The following is a 13,242-nucleotide window of genomic DNA, read 5'->3' as shown; positions in this document are numbered from 1 at the left end:
ATATGCAGCACGAATCTGCTTAAACATCATTAAAAAAAAGAAAGACTTCGTTGCCATGATCGATTACCAGGGAAATCAAGACTTTACTCCGATCGACCAATCGCCTTCAGAGTCTCGCACTTTGCATCTACCACAAATGGCAGAACCAGTATCAGTCCAAAAATTTCTGGATCGTCTTATGCAGTACCAGGTCGATCCTGCCCTTGTCGGGCGGCAAATTTACCAAATTCTCGCGACCAACATCGATCGAGAAATCCTGCTGCTACAAATAGCAAAAACTTTGGGGGTTGCTTGTGGGGTAGATTTCTGTTTGGTTGCTGCTGTAGCTGACCAGAAAGTAGTAATTCCGAATGCTTGCTGGCTTCAGAAGAGCGATCTGCTAAACGCTGCGGATGCAAGTAAGATACCCGAAGACTCCCAAAGCACAAAATTAGAATCGCCTAGCATATCGCTCGAACATCCTGTTTTCGCAAACCTGCTAGCAGACGGCGAGATAGTAGGGATCTCCGACTATCTTGATACTCCTTTGACAGCTTCATCGCCCAATTCCCCTGTGACACCGCTGCCTTGTCGGGCAATTTTGGCAGCGCCTGCGCGATTTGGAGGGGCTGTAAATGGGACGATCGTTCTTGGTAAGTTGCAACCTCACGAGTGGTCAGCAACCGATCGCCAGCGCTTAGAAGCAGCATCAGAGGCGATCGGTATCGCGATTGCTCACATTCAAAAAACTCAAGAAATTGCCAGTTTAAACGAACAGTTACAGCAACAAGCTAAATACAAAAATCTACTCAGGTCAGTGGCTACTGCGATCGACACCAGTTCAGAAGTCGATCAATTTTTGCAGCAAATTATTGAAAATACCGTCAATACCTTGCAAGTAGATAGAGGTCAAATACTGCTGTTCAAAGATACAGACTTCCCCTTAACAAAAGCCTCCGTCAATCAAACTCCCAAAGCAAAAATAGTATTAATTGGCGAATCTGCATCAACCAAAAATGAAGGTAAACTAACAATAGAACCAAAAAATTCTGGAAAACAAAGCTCGAAAGCCAAACCCAAAACCCAGGCAAAAAGTGCTAATTCCAAATCCAAAAGTTCTAACTCCAAACAAAATAACTCTCCCGCTTTTTGGCTGTCGGAATCTAATTTGTGCGGTCAAGCATTCCAGAGCGCACCCCAACCTCTCGCCCTTGCTGACGCCAGCGAATTAATCGACAAGGAAGAAGAGGGAGCCGCAGAAATCTTGAAACTCCAAGGTATTCGGGGGTTGCTGGTAATTCCCATCATGCACGCAAGCAGACAGGAAATTGTCTTAGGGTTCTTGGTTTTGCAGCACTCCGAGCCGCGCCATTGGAACCCTGAAGAATTAGAAATTCTGGAATCAGTCTGCGCTCAAGCGAGCAGGGCGATTATTCAAACTCAGATATTCAAGGAAGTGCAAACCCAAGTCCAAAAAAGAGATGCTGAGTTGGAAGAAAGTATCAACGTGCAGGAGAAACTGCACGAACAATCTGCCAATCAACTAGATCAACTACGCAAATTGAAGCTGATCAAAGACGAGTTTATCGACAATGTTAGTCACGAGTTGCGAACCCCTTTGACAATCATGAATCTGGCGATTCTGATGCTCAAACAGGCCGAACAGCCATCAGCAAGTCGGGCTAATTATCTCGACATTCTAGAGCAGCATTGTGCTAAGGAAGCCGCCCTGGTTCAGGATTTGCTAACCTTCAAGCAATTAGAGCGTCAGCCACTCCCTCTTTATCCAGTCAACATCGATCTCAACCTTTTAATTAAAGATTTAGTTGTGGATTTTGAGAAAAAGTGGGCGGATAAGGGATTGACTCTGAAGGTGGATGTGCCGAAGTTTACCCCTTCCTTGGAAAGCGACCCGGACAGTCTTAAGCGGGTACTACTGGAACTGCTGACGAATGCTGGAAAATACTCGACTTCAGAAACAACGGTAGTTTTCAAGGCGTCTGAGGTAGCCAGCGATATTGTCCTGAGTGTGTCTAATTTCGGGCGTGGCATTCCTGATGCTGATTTGCCCCACATCTTTGAAAAGTTCCGTCGCGGTACTGGCATTACCAACAAAGCGATCGCCGGTACGGGTTTGGGTCTAGCCCTGGTAAAGTCTTTAGTGCAGCACTTGAATGGTACTATTGATGTGTCTAGTTGTCCGGCAGAAAGTTCTGAATCTGACGAGTTGTGCCGCACATCTTTTACTCTGACTTTGCCAAAAATTCCAGCGGAACTGTTGAATCTATAATAATAGTTCGGTTGAGAAGCGGCCCTGAATTGCCAGCGAACAGGCTAAAACTTGCGTTAATAGGGAGATTAGAAAATATAGCAAACCTTACCCAATCATCCTTTTTGATTTGTTTGTCTGATTGCGGGAACTTCTCTGAGTTTCGCGTGGGAAGAGGGGCTGTTTACCGGATAGCCGACGACTCGACACCCGTACCGGTACCGGAGGGGACTGTAATTCGCGGCTTAGCATTGGAATTGGATTGTTGATTCAAAAACGCAAGCATCTGGCTGTGAAATAAACTGACCAGAAAGAATTGGTTAAAAGCCCCAAGTCTTTGAGGGAGAAATTAAAATCAGACTATTCATTACTCCAATCCTCTTCCTTCTAGGTAGAGTTCGCTTTCAAACTGTCCCAGGTCAACTGTCAACTGTCCCAGGTCAACTGTCAACTGTTGAAGGTGTTTGGCTGCAAGTAAATTCCGTTATTTGTCGGGTATTTCTATCTGAGCCGATCGCTTGCTGCAATTTCCAGTTAAAATCGTTGCGGTGCACCTCAATAGATCGCGACGAATCTTATGCTCACAAAAGCTGCACCTAAACTCCTGCGTTGGCAACGTTCTAAATATTCGCCGCTGGCACGACAAATAGACGTTTTTGCTGCGACGGCAAAGTTTATGTTTTTTTTGTGGTGGGATGGACTGCTGCAAGATAAGTCTGCTCATACTAGAAGAATTCGCGCCCATTGGTTGGTCAATACTTTGCTGGATTTGGGCCCGACTTTTATTAAAATCGGGCAGTCTCTCTCGACTCGCGCGGATTTGCTGCCGCTGGAGTACGTGAAGGAGTTGGAACAGTTGCAGGATCGGGTTCCTGAGTTTAGTTCCGAAGAGGCGATCGCCCTTGTAGAATCAGAGTTAGGCAAGGATATTTACGCTTTGTACCGGGATTTTGACCCGTTGCCCATTGCTGCGGCGAGTCTGGGCCAGGTGCACAAAGCGAGGCTGCACACCGGGGAAGATGTGATTGTGAAGGTGCAGCGTCCGGGTTTGGAAAGGTTATTCGATTTGGATGTCAAGGCGGTGCGCCAAGTAATGCGTTTGTGCGATCGCTATTTACCAGGGACGCGCAAGTACGACTTAGAATCTCTTTATCACGAGTTTTTTAAGATTTTATATCAAGAGATTGACTACGTACAAGAAGGCAAAAATTCCGATCGCTTCAGCCATAATTTTCAAGAATATCCTCAGATTATTGTCCCGAAAGTCTACTGGCAATACACGACTAAAAAAGTGCTGACTTTAGAATACGCGCCGGGGATTAAGGTGGACGACAGGATCAGTTTAGAGGCGATTGGAGTAGATATTACGAAGCTGAATCAACTCGGAATTTCCTGTTACTTGAAGCAGTTGTTAATTGACGGTTTTTTTCAAGCTGACCCGCATCCGGGAAATTTGGCGGTAACAGAAGATGGTAGCTTGATTTTTTACGATTTTGGGATGATGGCAGAAGTGAAGTCTCTGGCTAAGGACGAAATGGTCAAGACTTTTTTTGCTGTGCTGAGAAAGGATACCGATCGGGTACTGGATACTTTAATTGCGATCGGCTTAGTGGAGCCGATGCCGGATATGATGCCGGTACGCAGGCTGATTGCTTTTCTGTTGGATAAGTTTATTGATAAGCCGATCGACTTTCAAGCATTCAATGAAATCAAGAACGAACTGTACATCATGTTCGAGCAACAACCGTTTCGCTTACCTGCACAAATGATGTTTATTGTCAAGTCGTTGACGACTCTCGACGGCATTGCTAGAACTCTCGACCCTAACTACAATTTCTTATCATGCGCTCAGCCTTTTGTCAAGACCATTGCAGTCAGTAAAGGACGGAAAAGTGCGATCGGAGAATTGGCTCTCCAAGCACGAAATTTTATCACCTACAAGTTGCAGCAGCCGAGTAAATCGCAAGTTTTTATCAAGCGTTTGGAACAGCGGATAGAAGATGGGGAGTTGCAAATTCGTGTGCGTAACATTGAGAGCGATCGCGCCCTGAAACGCATCAATCTCGCCCTGAAAACTCTGATTTTTGCCTGTATGGCTGGTTTTGGGGGGCTGACGGGTGCAGTGCTGCTGGTGGGCGGATATCAAACGGGGGCGATCGTAGCTTTTGCTGTGTCGGGATGCGCTGGCTTGTTTGTGCTGCGTGCTTTGCTAGATTTGTTAGTGAGGGAAAAGCTCGATCGAATAGCCGAAAAATAAATATACTTACTTGGTAATTAGGTTCGTAGTGAGGACTTTAGTCCTCATTTAAAACACTAAAGTAAAGACGAATTCAGCTCATGCTGTCTCCTGCATTTTTAGCAGATTTAATGCTGCAAAACGTTCATATTCTGCTTGTTGGGTCGCTAAATTTGCTTCTATTTCTGGTCGATTTGCGTGATAATAAGTCAGTGCAGCATAAACCTGCGCTAGGGTGAGATGATCCAGATCCGCTGCTATTTCCTCAGCACTATTACCTTGTTTGTATAAGACTACGATTCGCTGCACCGATGTGGCAGTACCTGCAATAATAGGGATGCCACCGCGAAGGTGCGGATCGCGGATAATGAGAGTGCCAATATCAGTTAAAGTTGGCATAGGTGAATCTGGGGTTAAAAATTAGAATTCAATTCTAGCATAAATTTATTAATTTTTTAAGCTATAATCTAATCAACCTGCCCTAAGTGTTCCAGAAGATAAGCAGCAGGAGGATTTGCTATGTCAACTACTGTTCGAGAAGTTTACGATCGCGTTCTTTCTACCCTTTCACCAAAGGATAGACTGCGCTTGGCAACTCTTATTCTCAACGATTTGGTGCAGCAAAATCTATCGGTTGTCGATGAAAGCGAGACTTGGACTGAAGAAGATAAACTCGATGTGACTACATTTTCTTTGCAGTATGCGGCCACCATTTTTCCTGAAAACGAGGAGATTTAATAGTGTCTTTTAATCCTGGTGATGTGGTGACAGTAGATTTTCCTGGTGTCACTGGCATTAAACGTCGTCCGGCGGTAATTCTATCATCAGTTACCTATAACACAACCCGCCGCGATGTAATAGCTGGACTACTGACTACACAGACAACTGCTTTAGGTATAACTGATTATATACTCCAAGATTGGGCCACAGCAGGTTTACGAGTCGTTTCGGTTTTTCGCAGTTTTATTGTCACTCTACCGCCATCTTCCAACTTAGTTCTAATTGGTCATCTGTCGGAACGTGACTGGAAGGAAGTTCGTGCTTGCTTGAAAGTCGCTCTTGCGGATTTGGAATGATATAGTTGTTACTGTTGGACGAAGAAGTGTTCGACAATATCCTCTTTAGAGTAGATTATCCTTGAATTTTGCCGACTTAATTTATGAAATATTTTGTCCTACTACCGTGCTTCTAGATACTCACAGAGAGTAGTTGGTTCGGGAATTGGTAAACCCTCCTCTCGCAACCCTTCTAAGTGAAATTCGATCGCTTCTTTAATTTCCTGCTGTACTTCCGCAAGGGTAGCGCCTGTGGCTGCACATCCAGGTAAATCTGGCGCATAAGCTGAATAGTTATTGGGTGTTTTTTCAATGACGATCGCATAACGCATCATTTAGTCTCGAATTTAGAGTTGATTAGTTAATTGTAGGGTGTGTGACGGCGATAAATCTTTACATCAAAACCAGGAAAATATGTACAGTCAATCACGGATAAATTCGGGGGAAGAGAGGATTTTAGATTTTCGATTTGGGATTGATTCCACGGATAAATCACGTGGCGGGTACCATCAAAAAATTATTGGTCACGCACCGCCTCAGTCGCGATCTGAATTTCAACAAAAAAATACTGCCGAATAAATGTTGTGTTTATTTATAAAACCATTGTGTTCAGGTGCGGATATCTTAAATTGTCGATAGGTAGCTAGGAATTTTTCGTGGATCCACACCCTACGAATTAAGTAAACATTATTGCATGATATATCAGCTCGATCGAGAGTTGATTCACTTGATTTGATAAATGTAAGCATCATCAATATACCTATGATTGACGCTTTGATTCGTTATCCGTCTCCCTGAAAAACTTGATTTGAAACGTTGTTGTAACTCGCGCAATCCCTGAATTAATTCATCTTTGACACTGACTGCGACAAGGGCTGTCCAATCAATTTTCAATTCTGGCTCTACCTCGCGAAAGACTGATAGTATCTCGTGGTAAGTTTTAAGTGGGCCTTTCTTATCATATGAAGGCGATGTGAGCATCAATCGCCAGGTTTCGGGTTCTGGTGCGTAGAACCAGAGAGCAGAATCAACTGATACACCTGCTGCATTAAGAGCGTCTATTAGTCTTTGACCTTCTGCTATTTCTTGACTTACCAATGTTGCTGTACCCATTGTAAAATTCCGTGATTGCTGTCGGTAATTGCTGAGTAAATATCGAGGGCTTTTTGTCGGTCATGTTTTTGGTAACGGCTTTCTTCTGACCAGTCTTTAAGAACTACCCATGCAGTTAAAAACTCTACATCTTTTAGCAGAGTTTTTAATTCGGAATCAAGTTTAGCAACTTTAACAAGTTTTTCTAAATCGTGGGTGTAACTGTCGAAAACAGTTTTTTTGTCAGGAAAGTCGAATTTCCGCGTTTGTTTTGCGATGCAAGCTTTTAAAGCGCATTCAACAACATAACCGCTGAGATAGTAAGCACCAGAGTATTGACGATTTTCGAGCAGCACTTCTACTTCTTTAAGTCGAGTGAGTGCGATGTTTTGTAAATCTCGTCTATTCAAAAGTTTAGCTTACCTCCATGAAATCAGCAAGAAGACCGGGCGGTTGAAACCGCGTCTGGATTTACAATTATCCAATACGAGAGGAAGTTCAACCAACCAAATGCAAAAATGATACCTAGCGTGTGGGTTGGGGTTGTTGCCTTTACCACTTGCTAGATATCATTTTGATATCAGAGTTAGATTTTCAATACCCCCAGGGGAATTCGAATCCCCGTCGCATCCGTGAAAGGGATGTGTCCTAGGCCTCTAGACGATGGGGGCGCGTTTTTTGTTGCGTTTGCTTGTGTTCCGCACCTTTATTACCTTAACTAATCTTTCTGAATTTGTCAACTACTTTGCGAAAGTTTTTTTCTAGTCGTCCGAAAGTTGCTCGCAGTAGGCTTTGAGGATGGCGGCGCAATTGCCGATCGCCCCGAGATGAGCAATTTCAAACCCGTGGGTATTCTGGGTGGGGAAAGCCAAACAAGCGGCGCGGGCCACATGGCCGAACTTCATGGCGATCGAAGCATCGCTTCCAAAACCGCTAATCACCGCCAACTGCACCTCTACATCGACTGCTGCGGCTGCTGCGCCTAATTGGCCGTTCAATCCTTCATCGTAGACTCCGTAGCCGTCCTGAACCAGCAACACCGGGTTTTCGCCATCTGCGATCGGGTATTCCGGCGCTAAGGGGCAAATTTCCAAAGCAATCAGCGCATCCAACGGCTGGCGCTGCGTGAAATACAAAGCTCCGATCGCCCCAACCTCTTCCTTCGCCGACGCCACCAAATAAACATTCACCGCAGGCTCTGTCAAATATTCCGCCAGAGCCAGCAAAATCGCCACAGAAGCCTTGTTGTCAAGGGTGTAGCTCGCGATCCAATCCTTCAGCCGCAGCGGGCGTTTGCGGTGCTTTCCCACCACCATCCGCGTGCCCGGCCGAATTCCGGCCTCGGCTAATTCCTCGGTAGTACACTTGGTTTCGATCCAGGCATTTTCCCACTTGACAGCAGCATCTTCCTGCTGAGCTTTTTGAGGAGATTCGTGAGAAACGTGGCGACTCCCGAAGCTGAGAATGCCGCTAATTGTTTGCTTGTCGCCCAATAAATCGACGACGCCTTCGCCATAAACCCAAGGAAACGCGCCACCCAACCTGCGGACTTCGACGCGGCCGATCTCGCCTATTGTTTTAACTAGGGCGCCAATTTCGTCTTTGTGGGCGGTAATGGCGATCGACTTAGAGGGATTGCGGCCCGGAATTAGGGCGATCGCATTGTCAGCGCGATCGATCCAAGCATTCACTCCCAGGGCGGCGAACTTTTCCATCAACCGCTGGTTAATTTCCGACTCCGCACCGCTGGGTGAGTGCAGCATGACTAATTCTTCGATTGTTTGAAATAGGCGATCGAACTCTAACATTTTTGATTCCCGGATTTGGGAGCGTATTTTGACATATATTAAAGCAGATTTTTTCTGGGTAGGAATCGTATTTTCTGAAGTGAATCTGATTTTTTTTGAACCGCAGAGGGCGCAGAGGGCGCAGAGAGCGTTATTATAAAAATGATTTTTTTTTAATATTCTTCTATGCTTGTCAATAAAATACTGCAACTTTTGCAACGTAAAATCCGCGCCCAAAAGTTAGGTGTAGAATTCAAGAGAGTTGCTAGCTTTAATTTGCCCGGTAATTTAATTGTGCAAGGAAATCGCCAACAAGTAAACTTGCCGGAGGAGAAAGGCATGGATGGAGAATTTATTGAAGTGCTTTTAGATGACTGTTACGGAGTGGAACAATTATCTGAATCGCTGATGAAAGTTCTCGATATCGGGGCGAATGTCGGGTTATTTCCGATCGCCGCCCGGAATCGATTTCCTCAAGCTGTAATTCACGCCTACGAAGCTAATCCAAACTTAGAAATTTACCTCAAACATCAATCTGAAATTGCCAATTTTACCTATTTTATGGAGGCTGTGGGAGCCGAAGATGGTAGAGTAGTTCTGGATATTCGGGAAGTATCGGGAAAAACGCGATCGCGCGTCAGCGAAAACGGTGATGTACCGATGGTATCGTTGAAAAGGGCGATCGATCGCATTGGCGGCAGCGTCGATTTAGCCAAAGTAGACTGCGAAGGTGCAGAATGGCTGTTATTTGAAGACCGAGATTCTTGGCAACTCGTGCAAAACCTGTCTTTAGAATATCACTTGTGGTCTGGTCACACTCACGCCGAAACCCGACAAGTTATTGAAAATTTAGGATTTCGGGTCACAAAGCAAACGCCAATAGATAAATGGTACGGCTCGATCTTAGCATCCCGAACCCCCAACCCTAAATAAGGTTCGTAGTTAGGACTTCAGTCCTCAGACTTTTTGAAGGACTGAAGTCCTAACTACAAACCAATTTTAACAGAATAGGACTTACGCGCGGGAGCCAGAAACCGGGTTTTTTCGAGAAAACTTTGTTGTGATTCGCAGATTTAGGGAAAAACCCGGTTTCTTTGTCGGAGTGCGCCCAGGACTGCTGAACTTGGATTAAATCAGTTCTTCACCTTGATTAAAACTGTGCATTCCTTGATTTTCCTCGACGCGCACAATAACATCTTCGGGAGTATTGATGATGCCTTTGAATGATTCTTGACTTGCTTGCAAAGCTTGTTCCTTGTTTTTGCGATCGGCAAGTTCGCGCTGCAACTTATCAATTATCCGTTCAAAACGAGCTGCTTGCCTGAGCATTTCCTGCTCCGAAAAATCCAGCAATTGAATCAAACTAGCAATTTGATTTTCCAGTAATTGATTTTCGTAAGCATTGTGAGATTGCACAATATTTGCCGATGTTTTTGAATTATTAAAAACATCTTTTTCGTCAGACAAAGACAGAGCAGTTTTGACACTAAGTGCAAAATGTTTAAACAATTGAGCTGTGCTATGGGGAATTTTTACTTTAAGGAAAATGACTACAGTAAACAAACTTCCCGATCGCAAAAGTCCCCCAAATGCCAAGACAGACTTGACTTTGTACGGGATAATTAAGGAATCTTGTTCCGGAATAAAGGGGCTGCCTTTTGCCTCGGATACGTGAAAAATATTTAATACTGCTGGTTCTAATTGCAGAAACCTTTCTCCCTCGATGCCGAGGACTGTAGGAATATCTAAACCGAACTGTCTGATGGTTTCCGAAATCGCCGGCATTTTGGCTACTACTTCGGTGCTAACTAAGGGAATAGCTGTATTTTCTACTGCTGTGTGCCGAGAATTCCACTGCGGTTCTATGCCTGCGGTTGCTAGTAGAGTCCAGCATTTCATGTCGGCGGCAGGGGATTTGCCATTCATTAAGCGGCGGGCGGATTGTTGCAATGATTCTTCTAATTCCCCGTAGGGATGAGTTTTGAACAAACGCACCAAAACACAGCTATTTTCTCCAGTTTGCGAATCGCAAAAATGTTGGTAAATATACTTGACAATTTTCTGGCTGCTAGCTTCCATACTAGCAGAATTTCTACCGAACTGGCGCAGCACTAAACTGCATTTCGCCATGTCTTGCGGGGTAAATAGGGTAATATCGTACATTAGAAAACGCTCTCCCAGACTCAAACACTCTTTTTCATTTATCCTTACGTCCGTTACCCCATCCGGAATTCTACTGAGAGTTTTTCCAAGTGTTAGTTAAAATATGTACAAAGTTTGCCAGCCAAATGCAGCGCTTGTCTGGCAGGATACAGAAATTAAGACTAAGCAAGAGTAATAGAAAACATCTATCCCGTAGCGCGCGCACCGCGCACAGAGAGGCAGATGTATGATTTATGGCGTTTGCAAGGATTTGTGGCGGTGACTCGGGCAGAGAAATTAAAGTAGCGAGACTTTTCTACCAGAGTCAGGATCGCAATCTAAAAGGTTTGTAGTGAGGACTTAAGTCCTCAGCAAAAGAAGGACTTAAGTCCTCACTACGAACCTGTAGTGAGGACTTAAGTCCTCAGCAAAAGAAGGACTTAAGTCCTCACTACGAACCTTTTTTTGTTTAAGTTGATGCTTTGTTTAAAATTTTTAATCATCCCAAACAACTCTACTGGGCTGGTTGAGACTTGGCTTGCAGAGCATCTTTAGCCGACAATCCCTGATCTTGAACGCCAAAATACCACAAACTTGCAGCAGCTTCGGCGCGAGTCACGGATTTCTTGGGCTGAAAGAGAGTAGTAAAACCAAAAACCCGACGAATATTCGCCAAGTCTCCATTGTTGAAATCAGCTAAAACTGCTCGCGACGCCTGGGAATCAATCTTAGAAGCATCTTGAAAACCCCATTTTTCTTTTACTCCGTCAATGTTAGCTGTGGGCAAAACTTGACGAGTATCTAATGGTACTTTCCAAAGAATCATTGTTTCGCGGGTTAAAGGTGCATCCGGACGAAATTTCATATCTTTCGTTTCTCCAGAAAGCGAACTCGGAATTAAACCGGCTTCTGCTAAACCTTGAATTGCTGCAAAATCTGGATCTGTTTTGGGTATGTCAGAAAAGGCCGGTTCGCTAGATTCTACTGCTAATCTAATTTGTTTGGCTTGACGGCTGGCATAAATCTGATTGTTTGCTGCTACTAACCAGCGGGCGTATTCGCGGCGAGTGACAATTTTGTTGGGTTCGGGTAAACTGTTGCCAGTTTCTAAATTAGCACCGCTTTTAGATCGCACTTTCAGTGCTTCTAACTGAGCCAAATCTGCCACGTACTGCTGCAACTGTTGAGGAATTTTGGTGTCTAGTTGGCTAACTTTTTCTGATTTTGGCGAGGCGGATGGGGTTGGAGTAGTTCCTTCTGAATTTGATGGACTTGGTGAAGCGGTTGGAGATGGGCTAGACTCGGAATTGTTAGGTTGGGGACTGGCTGCTATTTCTGGGCCCTCTTTGCTGTAGTCGATCGCAAATTCTGTAGAACCTCCTACTTTTTGAGTCCCAGAAAGCGACACTGTTACCCGCAATTTATCTCGGGTTGCTACCAAAGAACCTTGTCCTTCGGCGGTTGGGCGGCTGACTATTTGCCAATTCCTGCGCCCAAATTCTGTCTGATAAAAGTTCTGAACCGAATTAACCGGATCTGTGCTTTCCCAGCGCAGCCGCACGTTTTTTGACTGTCCATCGCTGGGCGCACCAACTTCGATTAACTGAGCATTAGGATAGAGTGGAATCTCTGTCGGGAAATCGGCAGGAAGTTTGGCGGTTGTGCTGGTTTCAACTGCTGTCGCTGGGGGAGCAACAGGGACGGGAAGCGGAGTTTCGGTTAATTTCGGATCGGCGGCTACCGATTCTTCGAGGGCTTTGCTGTTGGGGCTGTTTGCACAAGCTGTCACAGAAACCAGCAGACTGATAGCCAGCCAAGTCTTTGCAGTAGCGAGTATATTGGTTTTATTAGTTTTACTGGTTTTGGTTGGGCCGATCGAGTTGCCTCGCCGTTGAGTACGTATAATATTCAGCATAAATCCCTCGTTTGCGGATATATTTCTAGGCTAGCGCAGATCGGACAAATATAATTTTTACCCAAATGAAATTTCTGCATATAATCCTAGTTACTGCTACGTTACTTGTTTCGGCCGTCAAGTTTGGCAGTCCCGCAAAAGCTGAAGCAGCCCCGCTGCGGGCGCCACTTCCTCAGCCGGAGTGGCAGCCGTTTTGCTCGGCAATGGGTCAGTTTGCGATCGATATGCCGGGAAATCCCAAAATTAATACTGAAACTTTTTCAACTCAAATTACCACTCATACATACAGGTCGATCTTAAAAAACAAAGAAACTTATTTACTTCAATATTTTGACCTAGATTTTCGGACTAGCAACAAGAATATCAAAATTACTTTAAATAATGCAGTAGATTTTTTTGTCGTGGCTGCAAATGCTAAATTGCTGCAAGTGCGTGATATTTCCCTGGGCGGCTACCCGGGAAAAGAGTTTGAGTTTCAGCCACTTTCTCCCAAGGAACCTATAGGTGTCGGTCAAGTTTTTTTGGTCGAAAAGCGCGTTTACGGGCTGGTTGCTACTACTCCAGAGCCAGAAAATGCTCAAAAATTTCTCGACTCTTTTCGTTTGTATTGAAGCAGGAAGTTCGGCAACGGATGTCAGCGATCGGTCATCAGTCATCAGTCATTAGTCATTGGTAATTGGTAATTGGTAATTGGTAATTGGTAATTGGTAATTGGTAATTGGTAATTGGTAATTGGTAATTGGTAATTGGTAATTGGTAATTGGTAA

At 44.7% G+C, this 13,242-nt stretch carries 13 protein-coding genes and 1 tRNA gene; 6 read left to right on the top strand and 8 right to left on the bottom strand.

Annotated features, from left to right (window positions below; translation table 11 throughout):
* Positions 1-55 precede the first annotated feature (55 nt).
* Entirely contained in the window at positions 56-2,269 is a 2,214-nt protein-coding gene (locus JGK14_RS23100; protein ID WP_325315534.1) for a GAF domain-containing sensor histidine kinase, read from the top strand.
* Positions 2,270-2,825: 556 nt separating this feature from the next.
* A complete protein-coding gene (locus tag JGK14_RS23095) occupies positions 2,826-4,505 on the top strand; it encodes an ABC1 kinase family protein (protein WP_325315533.1) in 1,680 nt (559 codons plus the stop codon).
* Positions 4,506-4,583: 78 nt separating this feature from the next.
* Here the strand turns inward: JGK14_RS23095 and JGK14_RS23090 are convergent, their stop codons facing one another.
* A complete protein-coding gene (locus JGK14_RS23090) occupies positions 4,584-4,883 on the bottom strand; it encodes a DUF433 domain-containing protein (RefSeq protein ID WP_293176500.1) in 300 nt (99 codons plus the stop codon).
* A 120-nt stretch (positions 4,884-5,003) separates the two neighbouring features.
* Here JGK14_RS23090 and JGK14_RS23085 point away from each other — a divergent pair, with 120 nt between their 5' ends.
* Together JGK14_RS23085 and JGK14_RS23080 are read left to right on the top strand one after the other, a co-directional pair.
* Positions 5,004-5,222: a hypothetical protein gene (locus tag JGK14_RS23085; protein WP_293176498.1), complete on the top strand. Its 219-nt coding sequence runs from the start codon at positions 5,004-5,006 to the stop codon at positions 5,220-5,222.
* Positions 5,223-5,224: 2 nt separating this feature from the next.
* Positions 5,225-5,560 (top strand): type II toxin-antitoxin system PemK/MazF family toxin, encoded by a 336-nt coding sequence (locus tag JGK14_RS23080; RefSeq protein ID WP_293176496.1) that lies wholly within the window; start codon positions 5,225-5,227, stop codon positions 5,558-5,560.
* 101 nt (positions 5,561-5,661) lie between these two features.
* On the opposite strand, the gene JGK14_RS23075 is transcribed toward JGK14_RS23080, so the two are convergent.
* The 5 genes from JGK14_RS23075 to JGK14_RS23055 all read right to left on the bottom strand — a co-directional run bounded on the left by JGK14_RS23075 (position 5,662) and on the right by JGK14_RS23055 (position 8,439).
* Positions 5,662-5,874 carry a type II toxin-antitoxin system HicB family antitoxin gene (locus tag JGK14_RS23075; RefSeq protein WP_325315532.1) on the bottom strand — a complete coding sequence of 71 codons (213 nt, stop codon included), beginning with the start codon at positions 5,872-5,874 and terminating at the stop codon, positions 5,662-5,664.
* Between the two features lie 388 nt (positions 5,875-6,262).
* Complete coding sequence (locus tag JGK14_RS23070) at positions 6,263-6,652, bottom strand: hypothetical protein (protein WP_293176494.1); 390 nt, start codon at positions 6,650-6,652, stop codon at positions 6,263-6,265.
* Positions 6,631-7,041, bottom strand: a complete 411-nt coding sequence (locus JGK14_RS23065) for a HEPN domain-containing protein (protein WP_293176492.1) — start codon at positions 7,039-7,041, stop codon at positions 6,631-6,633. The genes JGK14_RS23070 and JGK14_RS23065 overlap by 22 nt, the downstream gene beginning before the upstream one ends.
* A gap of 188 nt (positions 7,042-7,229) precedes the next feature.
* Positions 7,230-7,302: transfer RNA gene (locus JGK14_RS23060), tRNA-Glu, on the bottom strand.
* A gap of 90 nt (positions 7,303-7,392) precedes the next feature.
* Entirely contained in the window at positions 7,393-8,439 is a 1,047-nt protein-coding gene (locus tag JGK14_RS23055; protein ID WP_325315531.1) for a M42 family metallopeptidase, read from the bottom strand.
* 165 nt (positions 8,440-8,604) lie between these two features.
* Here JGK14_RS23055 and JGK14_RS23050 point away from each other — a divergent pair, with 165 nt between their 5' ends.
* Positions 8,605-9,351, top strand: coding sequence for an FkbM family methyltransferase (locus JGK14_RS23050; protein ID WP_293176488.1), 747 nt, complete (start codon positions 8,605-8,607; stop codon positions 9,349-9,351).
* Between the two features lie 195 nt (positions 9,352-9,546).
* On the opposite strand, the gene JGK14_RS23045 is transcribed toward JGK14_RS23050, so the two are convergent.
* Both JGK14_RS23045 and JGK14_RS23040 read right to left on the bottom strand, forming a co-directional pair.
* Positions 9,547-10,581, bottom strand: coding sequence for a histidine kinase (locus JGK14_RS23045; protein WP_293207360.1), 1,035 nt, complete (start codon positions 10,579-10,581; stop codon positions 9,547-9,549).
* 493 nt (positions 10,582-11,074) lie between these two features.
* Positions 11,075-12,475: an S-layer homology domain-containing protein gene (locus JGK14_RS23040; RefSeq protein ID WP_293176484.1), complete on the bottom strand. Its 1,401-nt coding sequence runs from the start codon at positions 12,473-12,475 to the stop codon at positions 11,075-11,077.
* 65 nt (positions 12,476-12,540) lie between these two features.
* On the opposite strand from JGK14_RS23040, the gene JGK14_RS23035 reads away from it, so the two are divergent.
* On the top strand, positions 12,541-13,086 hold the full coding sequence (locus JGK14_RS23035; protein ID WP_293210272.1) for a hypothetical protein: 546 nt from the start codon (positions 12,541-12,543) through the stop codon (positions 13,084-13,086).
* The last annotated feature ends 156 nt before the right edge of the window (positions 13,087-13,242 follow it).

Origin of the sequence: Microcoleus sp. PH2017_28_MFU_U_A (assembly GCF_020738035.1) — a bacterium.
Lineage (GTDB): Bacteria > Cyanobacteriota > Cyanobacteriia > Cyanobacteriales > Microcoleaceae > Microcoleus.
This window is presented reverse-complemented; position numbering and strand designations above follow the sequence as displayed.

Coding starts and splice junctions, on each gene's coding strand:
- JGK14_RS23075 (WP_325315532.1), bottom strand. CDS start 5,874: ATGATGCGTTATGCGATCGTCATTGAAAAAACACCCAATAACTATTCA.
- JGK14_RS23100 (WP_325315534.1), top strand. CDS start 56: ATGATCGATTACCAGGGAAATCAAGACTTTACTCCGATCGACCAATCG.
- JGK14_RS23055 (WP_325315531.1), bottom strand. CDS start 8,439: ATGTTAGAGTTCGATCGCCTATTTCAAACAATCGAAGAATTAGTCATG.
- JGK14_RS23050 (WP_293176488.1), top strand. CDS start 8,605: ATGCTTGTCAATAAAATACTGCAACTTTTGCAACGTAAAATCCGCGCC.
- JGK14_RS23085 (WP_293176498.1), top strand. CDS start 5,004: ATGTCAACTACTGTTCGAGAAGTTTACGATCGCGTTCTTTCTACCCTT.
- JGK14_RS23035 (WP_293210272.1), top strand. CDS start 12,541: ATGAAATTTCTGCATATAATCCTAGTTACTGCTACGTTACTTGTTTCG.
- JGK14_RS23045 (WP_293207360.1), bottom strand. CDS start 10,581: ATGTACGATATTACCCTATTTACCCCGCAAGACATGGCGAAATGCAGT.
- JGK14_RS23070 (WP_293176494.1), bottom strand. CDS start 6,652: ATGGGTACAGCAACATTGGTAAGTCAAGAAATAGCAGAAGGTCAAAGA.
- JGK14_RS23090 (WP_293176500.1), bottom strand. CDS start 4,883: ATGCCAACTTTAACTGATATTGGCACTCTCATTATCCGCGATCCGCAC.
- JGK14_RS23095 (WP_325315533.1), top strand. CDS start 2,826: ATGCTCACAAAAGCTGCACCTAAACTCCTGCGTTGGCAACGTTCTAAA.
- JGK14_RS23040 (WP_293176484.1), bottom strand. CDS start 12,475: ATGCTGAATATTATACGTACTCAACGGCGAGGCAACTCGATCGGCCCA.